The sequence below is a fragment of the Formosa sp. Hel1_31_208 genome, from assembly GCF_900104785.1.
Taxonomy (GTDB): Bacteria; Bacteroidota; Bacteroidia; order Flavobacteriales; family Flavobacteriaceae; genus Psychroserpens.
In genome coordinates this window covers 1,208,680-1,227,472 of record NZ_LT629733.1, presented here as the reverse complement: position 1 = coordinate 1,227,472, position 18,793 = coordinate 1,208,680, and the positions used below count along the sequence as shown (strand labels likewise).

Genomic DNA, 18,793 nt, shown 5'->3' with positions numbered 1-18,793 from the left:
TTTTACCAAAATATTTAAAACCTATGACATTCGAAGCCCTTAAACAAGATGTGGAAGCCATTATATCTCAAACTACAGCAACCGTAGATGAACGCTTATTATCTATTTGTAAATTACTTGAACAGCATATCGATTATTACAATTGGGTTGGATTTTATTTTAAAAATGGAGACAAAAACGAGTTAAAACTTGGCCCATATGTTGGTGAACCAACCGATCATATTATTATTCCATTTGGAAAAGGGATTTGCGGACAAGTAGCTGTTTCTAACGAAAATTTTGTAGTGCCAGATGTATCCGCTCAAGACAATTATATTGCATGTAGTATTACCGTAAAGGCGGAAATTGTAATCCCAATATTTGTGAATAACGAAAATATTGGTCAAATCGATATTGACTCAAATACACCTAATCCGTTTACTCCAGAAGATGAGCGCTTTTTAGAATTTGTATGCCAAAAAGTGGCTGAAATATTAAACTAATACTTAAGATTACATACCGGTTCTAATAGCTTCAACAGGATCTAAACGCGATGCCGAAAACGCAGGAATAACCCCAGAGATTAACCCAATAACGGTTGACAATGAGAATCCGATAAAAATATTATAGAACGAAAGTATAAACTCAAAATCATCTACCATAGCTGTAGCCGCTAAAGACACAAACCAGACTAAAACAATTCCAATGAGCCCACCTAAAACCGATAGTATGACAGCTTCAAATAAAAATTGGAATAAGATAAATTTATTTTTAGCACCTAAGGATTTTTGAATACCTATGAGATTGGTGCGTTCACGCACACTCACAAACATAATATTGGCAATTCCAAACCCTCCAACGAGCAGCGAAAATGTACTAATAACCCACCCTGCTCCGTTCATAAACCCAATAATACCATCAACAAAATCGGTTAAACCAGAGAGTTTATTTACAAAAAAATTGTCAGGCTCGTCGGCTTTCAGCCCTCGATAAGCACGATATTTTTGTTTTAACACAGATTCAAAAGCTTCAAAATCAATGTTTTTTTGAGGCTTAATTATAACGGCTCCAGGCAAACCATTTGCGCCTCCATTTTTAAATCTTCTTACAAAATTTGCTGGTACATACGCACGTTCATCGGGAGAATCTCCAAGACCACTACCTACTTTTTTCAAAACGCCAATCACTGTAAGCTTTCTACCATAGGCACGTATAGTCTTTCCAACAGGATTAAGGTTATCAAATAAATTCACCGCAGTTGCGCTCCCTAAAACAATCACATTTGAACCAGAATTAGATTCAGCTTCAGTATAAAAACGCCCTTTTTCAACTTTGAAGTTTTCTATATCGTAGATTCCATTTGACACTGGCGTTACGGTAACACCGGAAACAGTTGTTCCTTCATATTTTAAATTTTCAGAACCTCCAAAAATTACATACGCCATAGCATCAATATCTGTGATATTTCTTTCTATAAACTCAAAATCATTGTATTCTACTTGAGGAAAATTATCGCGTTGCCATCTTGGCACTTCCGATGGACCAAAGGAATACTTGGTTAAATACATGGTGTTTTTATCCAAACCACTTAACTGATCTTTTATACTCCTATCCAAAGAATCGACGGCCGCTAAAACAGCTATGATAGAAAAAATACCAATGGTAATTCCCAGCAGTGATAAAAATGTTCGGAGTTTATTATTCCGGAGTGCATTGATTGCAAACGAAAAACTCTCCTTAAATAACCTCAGGTAAACGAGCATGAGCTAGATTGATTTTTTTTTGATATTAAACATAAGACGTAAACTCCAATAGATTGTTACATATTAGAAAGTGAAATCCTCTTAATACATTTACACTTCTATTCAAATGGTTTCTAACAGCTACTAATCTTGATACAATAATCATGAAAATGGCACAAAGGTTTTTTTACTCTACCGACAATGGCGAATGAAAAACTTCTTTACACAGCCTCAGATATACAAGCATAAACTAAGATTAGTTATTTGAATTTGAAAGATACGAGGTTTTCAACAATTTTTTGTTACAAAAAACTTAAATAAACTACGATTTCAACTTACAATAACCCTTGATATTATGTATTTTTGGGCTTTAATTTTTCATCGGTATTCCGAGGTACGGAATAGCAATTACAACAACACAACAATGAGCAACAACAAAACCATTACATCGGCATTAATTTCAGTATTTAGTAAAGACGGATTAGAACCTATCGTCAAAAAACTTAACGAACAAAATGTCACTATTTATTCAACAGGTGGAACAGAAAAATTTATCAAAGATTTAGGTATTAATGTCGTACCAGTAGAGGATGTTACTTCATATCCTTCTATTCTTGGTGGACGTGTAAAAACATTGCATCCAAAAGTATTTGGTGGAATTTTAAATCGTCAAAATAATGATAGTGATGTTGCTGAATTGGTCGATTTTGATATCCCTCAAATCGATTTAGTAATTGTAGATTTATACCCCTTTGAAAAAACAGTTGCATCTGGAGCATCTCATACAGATATTATTGAAAAAATTGATATTGGTGGTATTTCGTTGATTAGAGCCGCAGCAAAAAATTATGCAGATGTTATTTGTGTATCGTCAGTAGATGATTACGCTGAATTTTTAGAATTATTAAACTCTAAAAACGGAGACACATCCGAAGCCGACAGAAAACAATATGCCGCAAAAGCATTTAACGTGTCCTCACATTATGATTCTGCGATATTCAACTATTTCAATGCCGATCATGAGATCGCCTCGCTCAAGATTAGTGAAACTAATGGTAAAGTATTACGCTATGGAGAAAACCCACATCAGCGTGGATTTTTCTTTGGAAATTTTGACGATGTATTTACCAAGGTCCATGGAAAAGAACTCAGTTACAACAATTTGTTAGATGTGGATGCTGCAGTAAACCTCATGAACGAGTTTAAAGGCGAGGCCCCTACCTTTGCGATTTTAAAACACAACAATGCCTGTGGCTTTTCACAACGCGACACCATTCATCAAGCTTATGTTGACGCACTCGCTGGAGACCCTGTTTCAGCCTTTGGAGGTGTTTTAATTGCCAATACAGAAATTGATAAAGCTACCGCTGAAGACATTCACACTTTATTCTGCGAAGTCGTTATTGCACCATCATTTTCTGAAGACGCCTTAACCATTTTAAAAGGTAAAAAGAATAGAATTTTATTAATTCTAAAGGATGTGGCATTTTCTCAAACAACAGTTAGAACCTGTCTTAATGGGGTATTAGTTCAAGATAAAGATAACAAAACCGACAGCGTGAAAGATGTAACGCATGCCACGAATAATACACCAACTCAAAATGAGTTAGAAGATTTAATATTCGCCTCAAAAATCTGTAAGCATACCAAGTCTAATACGATTGTTTTAGCTAAAAACAAACAATTGTGTGCCAGCGGAACAGGACAAACAAGTCGTGTAGATGCGCTTAATCAAGCCATACATAAAGCACAGTCATTTAATTTTGATCTCAAAGGTGCTGTCATGGCAAGTGATGCATTCTTCCCGTTCCCTGATTGTGTAGAAATCGCTGACAACGCAGGTATCACTGCTGTGATTCAACCCGGAGGCTCCATTAAAGATCAATTAACTATCGATTATTGTAATGAAAATAATTTAGCAATGGTAATGACAGGAACACGTCATTTTAAGCATTAATTTTATTACATTTACAACACATCAAGAACTGAATAAAATAACGACCTCAAAATATTAAAATAGCACATGGGATTTTTTGATTTCTTAACCGAAGAAATAGCCATAGATTTAGGAACGGCAAACACACTTATTATCCACAATGACAAAGTTGTTGTTGATAGTCCCTCAATTGTTGCACGTGATAGAATTTCAGGTAAAATAATTGCCGTTGGTAAAGAAGCCAACATGATGCAAGGAAAAACACATGAAAATATCAAAACCATTAGACCTTTAAAAGATGGCGTAATTGCCGACTTTGATGCGTCTGAGCAAATGATAAGCATGTTTATTAAAAATATTCCAGCACTTAAGAAGAAATTATTTACACCTGCACTTCGTATGGTCGTTTGTATTCCCTCTGGTATTACTGAAGTAGAAATGCGCGCAGTAAAAGAGTCTTGTGAACGCGTTAATGGTAAAGAAGTATATTTAATTCATGAACCAATGGCAGCTGCTATTGGGATTGGTATTGACATCATGCAACCAAAAGGAAATATGATTGTCGATATTGGAGGCGGTACCACAGAAATTGCTGTTATTGCTCTTGGCGGTATTGTGTGTGACAAATCAGTCAAGGTCGCTGGTGATGTATTCACCAACGATATTATTTATTACATGCGTACTCAGCACAACCTTTATGTAGGTGATCGCACTGCGGAAAAGATAAAAATTCAAATTGGAGCAGCGACTGAAGACCTAGATCTTCCGCCAGAAGAAATGAGTGTTCAAGGTCGTGATCTTTTAACAGGAAAGCCAAAGCAAGTTCAAATTTCTTATCGCGAAATAGCAAAAGCACTCGACAAATCCATTCTAAGAATTGAAGATTCAGTGATGGAAACCTTATCACAAACTCCTCCTGAATTGGCAGCAGATATTTATAATACAGGTATCTATTTAGCAGGTGGCGGATCGATGTTAAGAGGTTTAGACAAGCGTTTGTCGCAAAAAACTGATCTTCCAGTATACATTGCTGAAGATCCGTTAAGAGCTGTTGTACGCGGTACAGGAATCACACTTAAAAACTTAGCAAAATTTAAAAGTGTATTGATAAAATAACTGAGAATACCTACTTAACATGCAACAGATTATAAATTTTGTTATTAGAAACAAGACTTCCCTTTTGTTTCTGCTGTTGTTTGGTATTTCATTAGCGCTTACAATTCAATCACATTCTTATCATAAAAGTAAATTCATTAACTCTGCTAATGTTTTGACTGGCCGTATCTATGAAAGCGCCAGTGGCATCTCTAACTATTTCGATCTCAAAGAACAAAACAATATCCTTATTGAGGAAAACAATAGATTACGCTCTCAGTTGTTAAATGGAATAGATTCTACGACTAACACAACATCCATTGATACCACTTCATATAGTGGACGATATAAGGTTCAAATAGCAAATGTCATCAATAATAACTATGCCGCTTCTAAAAATTATATCACTCTTAATAAGGGGGAAAAAAATGATGTAAAAGAAGATTTGGCTGTAATTACATCAAAAGGAATCGTTGGTATTATTGATAACACCTCCAATAGCTATTCGAGAGTGCTTTCAATATTAAACACAAAAAGCAGAATAAATGCGCAACTTAAGGCTAGCAATCATATTGGATCACTTAAATGGAATGCGAAGTCTTCATCTTTAGCGCAGCTTACAGATATTTCTAAATTTGCTCCAATAAAACAAGGCGACACGATAGTTACTGGTGGAGAATCTTCTATTTTTCCAAAAGGATTACCTATTGGAATAATTGATGCTTTTGTTTTAGATATTAGCGGTGACACCTATACTATTGATGTGAAACTATTTAATGATATGACCAATTTATCTCATGTCTATATCATTGAAAATTTAGATACTGAAGAAATCAAACTATTAGAAAATCCGAGGGATGAATAGTCTGAACTTTAATAACATCATCAGGTTTTTTGTGTTGATTTTAGCACAGGTATTGATATTTAATAATATCAATTTCATGGGGTGTATCAATCCATATCCATACATTCTATTTATTTTATTATTTCCCGCGAACAACAACCGAACACTTTTTATTTTTATCAGTTTCATGCTGGGATTATTTGTTGATATATTTTCAGATTCAGGAGGTGTTCATGCCGCCTCATGTGTTACTATTGCTTTTATTAGACCTGCCATTTTAAAATTTGCCTTTGGAATGATCTATGAGCATCAAAACATCAAGTTTAATAATACTGAATTTGGTAACCGTGTCATTTATTTTTCAATTCTAATTGTCATTCATCATCTCTTGATGTTTATGTTAGAGATATTTAACATTTCCAATATAATTTTAATAGCTCAGAAAACGTTATTTTCAAGTGTTTTCACACTTATACTTTGTATTCTAATCTCTATTCTTTTCAGTAGCAAACAACGATGAGAAAACTACTACTTTTATTAACCGTAGTTACCGTAGGACTTTTATTTATTGCCCGTTTATTTTATTTGCAGGTCTATAAAAAACAAACTTACAGTCTATTTGATGACAATGCAATTAGAAAGGTTTATGATTACCCAAAACGTGGCTATGTTTATGACCGAAACGGAAAACTTCTTGTAGCGAATCAACCATCATATGATGTCATGGTAATCCCACGAGAAGTGAAACCTTTAGATGACACTGCATTAACAGAATTTTGTTCATTACTGAAAATTTCTATTGAGGATTATCATAAGAAATTTAATCGAGCTACGAACTATTCACCACGACTACCTTCAGTTTTTGTACCTCAATTGTCAAAAAAAGACTATGCTGTCCTTCAAGAAAAGATGCGAAAATTTGAAGGGTTTTACATTCAAAAACGGTCACTCAGAGATTACCAAACGTCCATTGGAGCTAACGTTTTAGGAGATATTGGTGAAGTTAATAGACGCATTATAGATAAAGAGCCTTATTACAAAATGGGAGACCTTATTGGTAAGCAAGGTGTTGAGCTATCCTATGAAAAAGAATTACGAGGCGTAAAGGGGATTAAGTTTATTCAAAAAGATCGCTTTAATAAAAATATTGGTCCGTTCAATGAAGGACGCCATGATACATTACCGCAACCTGGTAAAGATATTACAATTACTATAGATTCGGAATTACAACAATACGGTGAGTTGCTCATGACGAATAAACGAGGAGGCATCGTTGCGATTGATCCAAAGAATGGTGAGATTCTTGCCTTAGTCACGGGTCCTAGTTATAATCCCAATTTACTCGTTGGTAGAGAACGAAACAAAAATTTTTCCAGATTATTTTTAGATACTATTGCACGTCCTACTTGGGATAGAGGCTTACAAGCTCAGTATCCTCCAGGGTCTCCGTTTAAAGTCATTAACGCATTAATTGGATTGCAAGAAGGGGTTGTTGAAACTACCGATAAAGTAACCTGTAGAATGGGCTATTATTACGGAAGTAGAAAACTCACTGGCTGTCACCATCATAAAAGTCCGGTTGACATGAACAATGGAATCTCACAATCTTGTAATGCCTATTTTGTTAATATATACAGAAGGATCATAGATAAATATGACGATGCAGGTGAAACAATGAATACATGGGCGGCACATGCTAAAAGTTTTGGTCTTGGGGATTATCTAGGCTATGACTTGCCTGTTGGCCAACGAGGTCGAATTCCAGATGGTGATTATTACGACAGAGCCTACGGCAAGAATCGTTGGGGATCTACCTATAATGTGTCTAACGCAATTGGTCAAGGTGAAGTTGAAGCAACGCCAATTCAATTAGCAAATATGGCCGCAGCTATTGGAAATCGCGGGTATTATTATACACCACATATTATTAAATCAATTGAAGGTGACACGATTCCTAGTAAATATTTAGTACCAAATTATACAACTATAGATAAACGTCATTTTGAGCCAGTAATAGAGGGCATGTTTGATGTGTATAATAAAGGAACCGCAGCTACACTGCGAATTCCCGGAATTGATATCTGCGGAAAAACAGGAACGGCTGAGAACTTTATGAAAATCGACGGTGTTAAAACACAATTGACTGACCATTCTATCTTTGTGGCATTTGCTCCAAAAGATAATCCACAAATTGCTATTGCCGTTTTTGTTGAGAATGGGTATTGGGGAAGTCGGTTTGCTGGTCGTATGGCAAGTTTAATGATTGAAAAATACATTAATGGCGAGATCACCAGAACCGATATGGAGAATTGGATTTTAACTCATAGCCTCGAAAATGAATATGCTAAACCTTATTCTGGCAAACCTTTTAAAATCAATGGCGAAACGACCTTGCAAGTGGTAGATAAAGTTCAAGCACCAATAGATAACGACTTAAATAATTCTATTCGCATCAATTCTAATCAGAACAATCAATAAGAATGAATAGAGAAAGCCATAAAAGTTTTAGATTTGATTGGATCATCATCATTCTGTTCTTATTACTCGTGGGTTTTGGTTGGTTGAATATTATGTCTGCTTCTCATATTGGAGAAATTGAAAGCTATTTTGACATGAGCCAACTTTATGGAAAACATGCCGTGTTTCTTGGTTTAACTTTCGTGTTGATTGTATTGATACTCTCTATTGAAGCTAAATTTTATGAACGATTTGCGAGTGTCATATATATCATTGCAATGCTTTCTCTGGTAGGATTATTTATCTTCGGGAAAGATGTTAATGGCGCAAGATCATGGTATGGTATTGGGAGCATGACCATACAACCTAGCGAGTTCGCCAAGTTTGCTACTGCCCTTGCAGTCGCAAAATACATGAGTGATCTTCAAACAAATATGAATACCCTAAAGGACCAGCTTAAAGCTGTAGCCATTATAATTGTGCCGGCAATTTTAATTCTATTACAAAATGATGCTGGAAGTACGCTCGTATATGCGTCTTTCTTTTTTGTGTTTTACCGAGAAGGTTTACAACAAATTTATTTGGCAATTGCCTTATCCATAATTATTCTGGCTGTCTTAGGTTTAAAGTTTGGCGTTTTAATTACTGCTATCATTGCAGGTGCTTTTATTTTTGGAGTCTATTTCTTCCGAAGAAAAAAGAAACGATTATCCATCATTCAATCTATCGTTATTCTTGTGATTTGTGTCGTATTTTCCTCTGGCATTAAACTCTTTTATCAACATGTATTAAAGCCGCATCAACAAAATCGCATTAGTTTATGGTTACGATTGGAAAAAGATCCCATCAAGCTAGAGCAAATGAAAAAAGAAGAGGCTTATAATTTGATTCAATCAGAACAGGCAATTAGTTCTGGAGGACTCACAGGAAAAGGCTTCTTACAGGGCACTAGAACAACAGGTAAATTTGTGCCTGAACAACATACCGATTATATATTTAGTACGGTTGGTGAGGAATGGGGATTTATTGGAAGTTCTCTAGTTGTACTCTTATTTATGGCCCTAATAATTAGAGTCCTCTATCTCGCCGAATCACAGAAATCACAATTTAGTCGGGTATATGGTTATGGTGTAGCTTCCATTTTATTTATTCATTTCACCATTAACACAGGTATGGTAATGGGCTTAATCCCAACCGTCGGGATTCCCCTGCCCTTTTTTAGCTATGGTGGTTCCGGACTCTGGGGCTTCACCATTTTACTATTTATTTTTGTAAAGCTTGATAGTAATAAGATTAATGAGTGGTAATAAAAAAGGAGCCAATTATGACTCCTTCTATTAAGATAGTTACTTTTAGTATTTACTTTAAACTAGCTAAACTTGTTTTTAAGGTTTCAATTTTAGCCATAGCATCTGCTTCCTTTTTCTTTTCTGAAGCAACAACTTGCTCAGGCGCTCCTGCTACAAAGCGCTCGTTAGATAATTTCTTTTGAACCGATTTCAAAAACCCTTCAGTGTAGCTGAGTTCATCCGTTAATTTCTTTATTTCAGATTCAACATCAATACTCCCTTCCATTGGAATAAAATATTCATTTGATTTCACCCGGAACGTCAATGCACCTTCTACCGAGTCGCTCACATAGTTGAAGCTATCGAGATGGCCTAACTTAATAATTACCTCATCAAAAGTTGCTCCAACATTTTCACTGTTTATTACTGAAAAGCCAATCGCATCTTTAAAGGCAATATTCTTTTGTTTTCTAATATTTCTAATTCCGGAAATAACTTCAGAGGCAAAATCAAATTCAGCAATCAATTCTTCATTAATTTCTGCAGTTTCTGGCCACTTCGCGATGATTAGTGCTTCATCAGGTGAACGTTCAGCAATACATTGCCATATCTCTTCCGTTAAGAAAGGCATAAACGGATGTAAAATCTTTAATATGTTTTCAAGATGTGCAATAACACTCTTTAAGGTCTGTTCATCTACAGGCTGTTGATAAGCAGGTTTAACAATCTCTAATAACCAAGATGCAAAGTCATCCCAAATTAACTTATAAGTCGCCATAAGCGCATCACTTAAACGATATTTACTAAAGTGATCTTCTATTTCTACTATCGTTTTTTGAAACTTAGATTCAAACCATTCCGAGGCTATTTTACTAGAATTTGGCTGACTAATACTTGGGTCAACCTCCCAGCCATTAATTAATCTAAAGGCATTCCAAATCTTATTAGCGAACTGTTTTCCTTGCTGACATAAATCTTCATCAAACATTAAGTCATTTCCAGCTGCAGAACTCAACAATAAGCCTACACGAACACCATCGGCGCCATAATCCCCAATAAGTTTCAATGCATCAGGAGAATTCCCCAAAGATTTAGACATCTTACGTCGTTGCTTATCTCTCACTAATCCCGTGAGGTAAACATTTTCAAATGGCTTTTCTCCTTTGTATTCATAACCTGCGATAATCATACGTGCTACCCAGAAAAACAATATATCTGGACCTGTTACCAAATCATTTGTTGGATAATAGTACTTAATCTCTTCATTTTCGGGATTTCGAATCCCATCAAATACACTCATAGGCCACAGCCAAGAACTAAACCAGGTGTCTAGAGCATCAGAATCTTGAGTAATATCATCAGCCGTTAAAGATGAATTCTTTGTTTTTTCTTGTGCTAGCTTTAAAGCCTCGTTACTATTTTCAGCTACCACGAAATCCTCTTTACCATCACCATAGAAATAAGCAGGTATTTGCTGTCCCCAAAGTAATTGACGCGAAATGTTCCAATCGCGAATGTTTTCCATCCAATGCCTGTAAGTGTTTTCAAATTTCTTTGGAAATAGTTTAATATCTCCATTAGTCAAAACAGCGTCTATTGCAGGCTGAGCTAAGTCTTTCATTTTTAGAAACCATTGATCACTCAAACGAGGTTCTATCACTGCTTTTGTGCGTTCTGAAATTCCAACTTTATTTACGTAATTCTCTGTCTTTTCTAGCATTCCAGAGGCTTCCAATTCTTTGACAATCGCTTTTCTTACAACAAAACGATCTTGACCTTTGTAATGCATACCATTGCTATTAAATGTGGCATCATCATTAAAAATATCAACGACCTCAAGATGGTGCTTATCTCCTAACATTTTATCATTTTCATCATGAGCTGGTGTCACTTTTAAACAACCCGTACCAAATTCGATATCTACATATTCATCTTCAATAATTGGCACTACCCTTCCGCAGATAGGAACAATGGCTTTTTTGCCTTTTAGGTGATTAAAACGCTCATCGTTTGGATTGATACATATGGCGGTATCCCCAAAAATAGTTTCAGGGCGTGTGGTCGCTATGGTAAGCAACTCGTCACTTCCTTCGATTTGATACTTTAAGTAATAAAGTAAGCCCTGCTTTTCAACATATTCTACTTCTTCATCAGACAAAGTTGTCTTAGCCTCCGGATCCCAATTGACCATGCGATATCCTCTATAAATCAAGCCTTTGTTATGTAAATCGACAAATACCTTTATAACGGCTTCGCTCATGTCATCATCCATGGTAAATTTAGTGCGATCCCAATCACAAGAGCAACCCAATTTTTTAAGCTGTTCTAGTATAACCCCTCCATATTCTTCTGTCCATTCCCATGCATGCTCTAAGAATTCCTCTCGAGTTAAATCATTTTTGTCAATACCTTGAGCTTTCAATTTCGCTACGACCTTGGCTTCTGTTGCAATAGATGCATGATCTGTTCCAGGTACCCAGCAGGCGTTTTTCCCTTTTAATCGCGCTCGACGAATTAATACATCTTGAATTGTATTGTTCAGCATATGCCCCATATGAAGGACTCCAGTTACATTTGGAGGTGGAATAACAATGGTATAAGGCTCTCTCTCATCGGGTGTTGAATGAAAATACTTATTTACCATCCAGTAGTCGTACCACTTGTTTTCTACGTCTTGTGCTGAATATTTTGATGGGATTTCCATGCTTTGGTATTGTTTTTGCTTTATAACTGACAAAAGTACTTATATTTCTTTTTTCGCGAAATGAATAGTCAAAATAATGACCAACTTAATTGATAATAGTGTTAATTATAGGTCATACAACTAATTTATTTTGCAGAAACCTAAAAAGTAAGTAGTTTTGATAGTATCAATTTAAAATTAAAATGATGAAAAATTTAGTAGTAATTTTATGTGTAGCGTTTTTAAGCTTCGGAGCATTTGCTCAAGAAAAAGTAGCAAAAATTGAATTTAAGTCGGAAGTAGTTGATTATGGCACCATTGAAAAAGGTGCGAATGGTGTTAGAGTTTTCGAGTTTACCAATACTGGAAATGCACCACTTATTATAACTAATGTAAAATCAACTTGTGGTTGTACGGTTCCAAAAAAACCAGAAGGCCCAATTATGCCAGGTGAAACCGGAGAAATTGAGGTAAAGTACGACACAAATAGAGTGAACCCAATTAGAAAGACCATTACTGTTACATCTAATGCCGATCGCCCTACAGTGGCACTTAAAATCAAAGGCTTGGTAATTGACCCAAGCAAGACAAGTGTACTTGAAAAGAAGAACAAAAGTGTAATGGAGCAATAAAACGTTTCAAATATACAAGTGATAAGAACTCTCTATTTAGGGAGTTCTTTTTTTTTAAACACATCTTCTAACTGAAACATAAAGTATAGTCTCTGATTGTTCCGCTCAATCTTCAACTTTATGGTCCTACCAACACGCTCCCTAAAATACTCAATAACCTCCTGAAGTTTTAATTGATGGGCTTCTTTACCATTAATAGAAAGTATGACATCCCCTACCAATAAACCTGCCCGCTGGGCCGGAGAATTATCCCTAATTTCAACGATTGTATAGGCAGGTTTCACGTCCATTCGATAGGATTGTGTAGTACTAATCACTGTATTATTATCATTAGAGCGCCCATAGTTATCCAATGTGCGTTTGGTAAAACGTTCTTGAACCAATCTAAAGCCGCGCTGTTCTAGAACAATGCCACTTCTATTATAATTAAAGTCTGATTTAAAGTTTGCATTTTTCTTTAGCGTTATTTTTGACCCTTCATAATCAAAAATAATATTAAACCGTTTTAAAATCTCAGACGACAAACTACCATTTCTATTTTCATTCCGTCTTACAAAACGAATAGAGGCCGAATCTGGAAAAGCCGTATTCACATCTTTAAGTTCAAATTTTTTCAACTTGAAAGACGCAACTTTTGAACGTTTACCATGGACAGTACCACTGAGACCCCGTCCTAAAAAATCATTAAAATAATTACTGTAAGATGATGTAATTCCTAATGTTTCATCTTCAAATAACCACAAAGCATCGCTGCTTCCAGTGTCTATTAGTAAGGATACAGGTAAATTATTATTTCCTATAGTGATTTGAGCATCTATATAAGGTTTGTTCTTATAAAACCTTAAATCAAATGATTCACATTTTTTACAAGATTTATATTTATACTTATCTCTTTTATGTAATTTAATAAGCTTGGATTTATAATTTATCTCAACTATAAAATCTTTAAACAAACTATAACCGATAATTCCATGAACAGGAATACCCAATCTCGGGGTAAAATTTATACTCTGATCAAAAACTACATAAATATCTTGGTTGATATTAATTGCATTTCCGATTTTAAAAAAGTTATTCTTCGATCGCAATGCTTTAACTGGTTGGCCATCACCAAGACCTCTTAAGAATATAGATTCTACATTATTCATTTGCAATGAATCTGTATTGGTAATATTAAAAAGTATAGGTTTACTAACACCTGTATCGAGTATGAAAGATAGCTCGACACCATTAACTTCGACCGGTATTACAATTAAATTGTTTATTAATTGAAATCGAATCTTATCAGTATCTTGTCTGGGCAAGTTAAACTTTCCTTGTCCAAAAGAAAAACTAAAACAAGCAACAATAAATAGAAATGATATTTGACGGGATCTACTGTAATTCATATGAATACCCACGAAGTTACAAATGTTTATTTCATTATATTTTTTTAACGTTATTTTTTAAAGAAAATTTAAGATTATTTTCAGAACTTTACCATCTAAATTCTCAAACATGCCAACAATTTCTAAGAAAGGCCTTTCCATGCCAGAATCACCAATTCGTAAACTCGTTCCATACGCGGAAGAAGCCTATAAAAAAGGCAAAACAGTTTATCACTTAAATATTGGTCAGCCTGACATAAAAACGCCCCAAATAGCCTTGGATGCTGTAAAAATACATTCTTTAGATATTTTAGCATACACGCGTTCTGAAGGCTCTGAAGCGTTTCGTGAAAAATTGGCAAATTATTATAAGAACAATAATATTCATGTCAAGCAGGAAGACATCATCGTTACTACAGGAGGAAGTGAAGCTTTGCTTTTTGCTTTCGGGAGCATTACTGATATTGGGGATGAAGTTATTATACCAGAACCTTTTTATGCAAATTATAATGGATTTTCTGTAGCTTCAGGGGTTAAAGTAGTACCTGTTATTTCTAAGATTGAAGATAATTTTGCTTTACCTCCAATAGAAGAGTTTGAAAAATTAATCACTCCAAAAACTAAAGCCATACTCATATGTAATCCTGGAAACCCTACTGGCTATTTGTATTCACCTGAAGAAATTAAAAAACTAGCAAGTATAGTTAAAAAGCACGATTTATTTCTAATTGCGGATGAAGTATATCGCGAATTTGCATATGATGGAATTAAGCATTATTCTGTATTGCAAGAGCCAAGCCTAGAAGACCATGCAATCGTTATAGATTCTGTGTCTAAACGTTATAGTATGTGTGGAGCCCGCATTGGGTGTCTAGTGACAAAAAACAAACAGGTTATTCAAACGGCACTAAAATTTGCTCAGGCAAGATTGAGTCCTCCAACATTGGGTCAGATTGCAAGTGAAGCCGCTTTAGAAACCCCTCAGAGTTACTTTGATGATGTTATTGAAGAATATGTAGAACGTCGCAATATTCTTGTGAAAGAACTGAGCAAAATAGAAGGCGTGAAGGTGGCTAACCCCAAAGGAGCTTTTTATTGTATTGCTGAATTACCAATAAAAAATTCTGATAATTTTGCGCGTTGGCTACTCGAATCTTTTGATGTAAACGGTGAAACTGTTATGGTTGCACCAGCTGCTGGATTTTACAGTTCACCAGGTGTTGGATTAAATCAAATTAGAATTGCATACGTACTGAACTCTGAAAGTCTTATAAAATCAGTTCATATTTTAAAAGAAGCTCTAAAAGTATATAAAGATTAGTGCATTTTCTACAAAACATATCTTTAAAGTCCTTTAACACTTTTGCAATAGATGTTAAAGCCAAACACTTTGTATCTGTTCATAGTATAGATGATTTAATATCCATTTATAAATTAGACACTTATCCTGATAAATTTATTTTAGGAGGCGGGAGCAATATGCTACTTACCAAAGACATTGAAGCTTTAGTCATTCATTTAAACCTAAAAGGGATTTCGGTAAAATCACTTCTAAATAATCAGGTTTTAGTTGAATGTCTCGCAGGCGAAAACTGGCATGAATTTGTGCTTTGGACTTTAGATCAAGACTTTGGCGGATTAGAAAATTTGTCCTTAATACCTGGTAATGTTGGTACGAGTCCAATTCAAAACATTGGAGCCTATGGTGTGGAGTTAAAGGATAGCTTCCACAGCTGTACTGCATTAAATTTAGAAACCTTAGAACTCGAAACCTTCAGCAACAAAGAATGTGCCTTTGATTATCGTAATTCTATTTTCAAGCAGCATGCTAAAGGAAAATATATCATTGTGAGTGTTGTCTTTAAATTAACTACAAATAATCACAATTTAAACACTAATTATGGTGCCATTAAGACTGAGTTAGAAAAAATGAGTGTGCGTCAACCAAGCATTCATGATATATCAAAAGCTGTTATTGCAATTAGAGAACGTAAATTACCTAATCCAAAAGAGATTGGAAACTCTGGTAGTTTTTTCAAGAACCCAATCATTAAAAGAGCTCAACTCGAAGAGCTCCAAGTGAATTTTCCAGATATCCCACATTACGTCATTTCTAATGAAGAGATAAAGGTTCCTGCTGGTTGGCTTATTGAACAGGCGGGTTTTAAAGGTAAAACATTTGGTAATTATGGTGTTCACAAAAAACAAGCTTTAGTTCTTGTTAATTATGGTGGAGCTAAAGGAGATGATATTTTGAAACTATCACAACTCATTCAAGAAACAGTATCTAGGATTTTTAACATTCACTTAGAGGCCGAAGTTAATATCATCTAAATAAAAAAGCCTCAAATAAATGAGGCTCAGTTCACTACAGAATAGTTTTGAGTATGCTATTAATCAATTTTCTTTTAAGAAAAAATCTATTCTACAGAAATTATATGATACTGGATTAAATTCCGTTATTTTTATTTTAGTAATTTTACCATCTTAACCTTATTTACGATCAGAATCCTTCTTTGGACGTTTTTTTGTTCATATTTCTGAATTCATTTTAAAACATTGATTTTTTTGAGCACACCTCTTGAAACACATATTGTTAAATTATTGGCGGAAGGGGACAACAAAGCTCTCGATCTGCTCTATGAAAACTATGCAGATAGTCTCTATGGTGTGATTTTAAAAGTTACAATTAATGAAGAATTGGCACAAGATGCCCTTCAAGAAACCTTCGTGAAGGTCTGGAAAAACGCACATAAATACGATTCAAAAAAAGCAAAACTATTTACATGGCTTTACCGTATTGCTAAAAATACGGCTATTGATAAACTAAGAAGTTTTAGCAATAGATTCGAGAAAGAAGTCCAAATTGACAAATCTAACGTATATATCTTACCAACAGCAAGTTTGAATCAGGACGTTATAGATTTAAAAGAGCATGTGGCGCGATTAGACAAAAAGTATCAAATAGTCTTACAAGCCTTATTTTTTGAAGGCATGACACAACAAGAGGCTAGCGAAGAATTAAATATTCCATTAGGTACCATAAAGTCTAGATTAAAAATTGGATTACGAGAGCTAAAGAAGGTCTATGATCCAGAAATTAATTAAATATGGAAAAAAAATTACATAACTTTTTTCAATCAGGTATACTTGAGAAGTATATCCTAGATGAAACCTCTGCTTCAGAAAACCTGCAAGTCGAGCATTATATTGAAACCTACCCTGAAGTGGAAAGCGAATATCTCAGATTACAAGATAATCTAGAGATTTTAGCCAAAGCTAGTGCTATTGAAGCACCTCATTTTATTCTAGATAACATCAAAAAAGAGGCAGGTAAAGAGACGGCTCCTGTGATGGCATTAGTAAGTGCCCATCGCAAAACACCTTGGTATAGTATTGCGGCTAGCATTATAGCTTTAGTATTTGCAGGATCAACACTGATGATGTATCAACAGAATCGTAAGCTACTGCAAGAAAACCAAGTTGTTGTTGACGAAATTTTTGACTTACGAAGTGATATCGCTGAGAATAATAGTATACTTGATGATTTAATGCGTCGCTTCATGCGACTTAACAATCCTGAAACAGAAAAGTATGTCTTGAGAGGAAATGAACGTGCTAAAGACCTTAAAACTGTCGCATATATTAATGCCGTGGATAAAACATCTATGATTGATGTAGTGTCATTACCACAATTACCAGGTAATCAAACCTACCAAATCTGGGCAGAAATGCAAGATAGAATGGTGAATCTAGGTATCTTGGATCCTTCAGAACGAGAATTTCAGTCATTACCGTATATTGAAGATGCACTAGGCTTGAGTATTACCATTGAACCTAAGGGCAATAATGCTATTGCATCTGACAATGCTGTTGCAGAGATTTCTTTAAAAAGTAAGAATAACTAGAAAAATTAAAACAAAAAGAAGCCACTGAGGAGTAATCCTCAGTGGCTTCTTTTTTTAAAATCTATTTTTATTCTTTATCGAAAAAGGCTTTATGAATGAATCCAGCTACAATAGCTCCTGCTATTGGTGCCAACCAAAACAGCCACAATTGAGCGGGATAATCTCCACCCGCAAAAAGTGCTTGACTCGTTGAGCGCGCAGGGTTTACAGATGTATTAGAAATAGGGATACTAATTAAATGTATTAGTGTCAATCCAAGACCAATAGCTATAGGAGCAAATCCTTTGGGTGCTCTAGCATTTGTACTGCCTAAAATAATTAGCAAAAAGAACATCGTTAGTAAAAACTCTGTAACAAGCACTGCCACCATACTATAGCCTCCTGGTGAAAGGTCATCATAGCCATTAGAGGCAAAACCACCAATATCAACAAAATCAGATTTTCCAGTTACAATAAAATACAAAGCGGCGGCAGCAACACATGCTCCAATAAGTTGCGCTATGATATAACCCAATAATTCCTTAGCTGGAAACTTCCCTCCTGCCCAAAGACCTATTGATACTGCTGGATTAAAATGTGCTCCTGAAATATGACCAACAGCAAACGCCATAGTCAATACTGTTAAACCAAAAGCTAATGCAACACCCGAAAAACCAATTCCTAGTTCCGGAAAAGCAGCAGCAAACACAGCGCTACCACAACCACCAAAGACTAGCCAAAATGTTCCAAAGAACTCTGCCAATAATTTTTTCATAATGATTAATAATTAGTTAGTAATAAATTTAAAATCTTTATTTTAAGACACTTAATATACAATTAAAGTCACAAATGGCATGAAATAGCACATAATACAATCCTTTT

Annotated in this window: 16 protein-coding genes; 12 read left to right on the top strand and 4 right to left on the bottom strand. The window is 35.1% G+C overall.

Annotated elements, in window-relative coordinates:
- Nucleotides 1-23: 23 nt before the first annotated feature.
- Entirely contained in the window at nt 24-482 is a 459-nt protein-coding gene (locus BLT57_RS05370; RefSeq protein WP_091423316.1) for a GAF domain-containing protein, read from the top strand.
- Nucleotides 483-491: 9 nt separating this feature from the next.
- On the opposite strand, the gene BLT57_RS05365 is transcribed toward BLT57_RS05370, so the two are convergent.
- Complete coding sequence (locus tag BLT57_RS05365; RefSeq protein ID WP_091423313.1) at nt 492-1,742, bottom strand: ABC transporter permease; 1,251 nt, start codon at nt 1,740-1,742, stop codon at nt 492-494.
- A gap of 403 nt (nt 1,743-2,145) precedes the next feature.
- Here BLT57_RS05365 and purH point away from each other — a divergent pair, with 403 nt between their 5' ends.
- The 6 genes from purH (at nt 2,146) to rodA (ending at nt 9,360) form a co-directional block, all read left to right on the top strand.
- On the top strand, nt 2,146-3,678 hold the full coding sequence (gene purH, locus BLT57_RS05360) for a bifunctional phosphoribosylaminoimidazolecarboxamide formyltransferase/IMP cyclohydrolase (RefSeq protein WP_091423309.1): 1,533 nt from the start codon (nt 2,146-2,148) through the stop codon (nt 3,676-3,678).
- A 66-nt stretch (nt 3,679-3,744) separates the two neighbouring features.
- Nucleotides 3,745-4,773 carry a rod shape-determining protein gene (locus BLT57_RS05355; RefSeq protein ID WP_091423306.1) on the top strand — a complete coding sequence of 343 codons (1,029 nt, stop codon included), beginning with the start codon at nt 3,745-3,747 and terminating at the stop codon, nt 4,771-4,773.
- 19 nt (nt 4,774-4,792) lie between these two features.
- Nucleotides 4,793-5,617, top strand: a complete 825-nt coding sequence (gene mreC, locus BLT57_RS05350) for a rod shape-determining protein MreC (RefSeq protein ID WP_091423303.1) — start codon at nt 4,793-4,795, stop codon at nt 5,615-5,617.
- Nucleotides 5,610-6,116, top strand: a complete 507-nt coding sequence (locus BLT57_RS05345; RefSeq protein ID WP_091423300.1) for a rod shape-determining protein MreD — start codon at nt 5,610-5,612, stop codon at nt 6,114-6,116. The genes mreC and BLT57_RS05345 overlap by 8 nt, the downstream gene beginning before the upstream one ends.
- The gene (gene mrdA, locus BLT57_RS05340; RefSeq protein ID WP_091423297.1) at nt 6,113-8,074 is read left to right on the top strand and encodes a penicillin-binding protein 2; all 1,962 of its coding nucleotides are present in this window, start codon (nt 6,113-6,115) and stop codon (nt 8,072-8,074) included. Before BLT57_RS05345 ends, mrdA begins: the two co-directional genes overlap by 4 nt.
- Before the next feature lie 2 nt (nt 8,075-8,076).
- Nucleotides 8,077-9,360 (top strand): rod shape-determining protein RodA, encoded by a 1,284-nt coding sequence (gene rodA, locus BLT57_RS05335; protein ID WP_091423294.1) that lies wholly within the window; start codon nt 8,077-8,079, stop codon nt 9,358-9,360.
- 52 nt (nt 9,361-9,412) lie between these two features.
- Here rodA and BLT57_RS05330 read toward each other — a convergent pair whose 3' ends face one another.
- Nucleotides 9,413-12,046, bottom strand: coding sequence for a valine--tRNA ligase (locus tag BLT57_RS05330; RefSeq protein ID WP_091423292.1), 2,634 nt, complete (start codon nt 12,044-12,046; stop codon nt 9,413-9,415).
- Nucleotides 12,047-12,231: 185 nt separating this feature from the next.
- Between BLT57_RS05330 and BLT57_RS05325 the strand changes: the two genes are divergently transcribed.
- Nucleotides 12,232-12,657 (top strand): DUF1573 domain-containing protein, encoded by a 426-nt coding sequence (locus tag BLT57_RS05325; protein WP_091426676.1) that lies wholly within the window; start codon nt 12,232-12,234, stop codon nt 12,655-12,657.
- A gap of 32 nt (nt 12,658-12,689) precedes the next feature.
- Here BLT57_RS05325 and BLT57_RS05320 read toward each other — a convergent pair whose 3' ends face one another.
- Nucleotides 12,690-14,045 carry an aspartyl protease family protein gene (locus BLT57_RS05320; protein ID WP_091423286.1) on the bottom strand — a complete coding sequence of 452 codons (1,356 nt, stop codon included), beginning with the start codon at nt 14,043-14,045 and terminating at the stop codon, nt 12,690-12,692.
- A 109-nt stretch (nt 14,046-14,154) separates the two neighbouring features.
- Here BLT57_RS05320 and BLT57_RS05315 point away from each other — a divergent pair, with 109 nt between their 5' ends.
- The 4 genes from BLT57_RS05315 to BLT57_RS05300 all read left to right on the top strand — a co-directional run bounded on the left by BLT57_RS05315 (nt 14,155) and on the right by BLT57_RS05300 (nt 17,932).
- Nucleotides 14,155-15,345, top strand: coding sequence for a pyridoxal phosphate-dependent aminotransferase (locus tag BLT57_RS05315; protein WP_091423283.1), 1,191 nt, complete (start codon nt 14,155-14,157; stop codon nt 15,343-15,345).
- A complete protein-coding gene (gene murB, locus BLT57_RS05310) occupies nt 15,345-16,358 on the top strand; it encodes a UDP-N-acetylmuramate dehydrogenase (RefSeq protein WP_091423282.1) in 1,014 nt (337 codons plus the stop codon). The genes BLT57_RS05315 and murB overlap by 1 nt, the downstream gene beginning before the upstream one ends.
- A gap of 234 nt (nt 16,359-16,592) precedes the next feature.
- Complete coding sequence (locus BLT57_RS05305; protein ID WP_091426675.1) at nt 16,593-17,132, top strand: RNA polymerase sigma factor; 540 nt, start codon at nt 16,593-16,595, stop codon at nt 17,130-17,132.
- 2 nt (nt 17,133-17,134) lie between these two features.
- Entirely contained in the window at nt 17,135-17,932 is a 798-nt protein-coding gene (locus tag BLT57_RS05300) for an anti-sigma factor (protein ID WP_091423279.1), read from the top strand.
- A 67-nt stretch (nt 17,933-17,999) separates the two neighbouring features.
- Here the strand turns inward: BLT57_RS05300 and aqpZ are convergent, their stop codons facing one another.
- Nucleotides 18,000-18,686, bottom strand: a complete 687-nt coding sequence (gene aqpZ / locus BLT57_RS05295; protein WP_197675475.1) for an aquaporin Z — start codon at nt 18,684-18,686, stop codon at nt 18,000-18,002.
- Between the last annotated feature and the right edge of the window lie 107 nt (nt 18,687-18,793).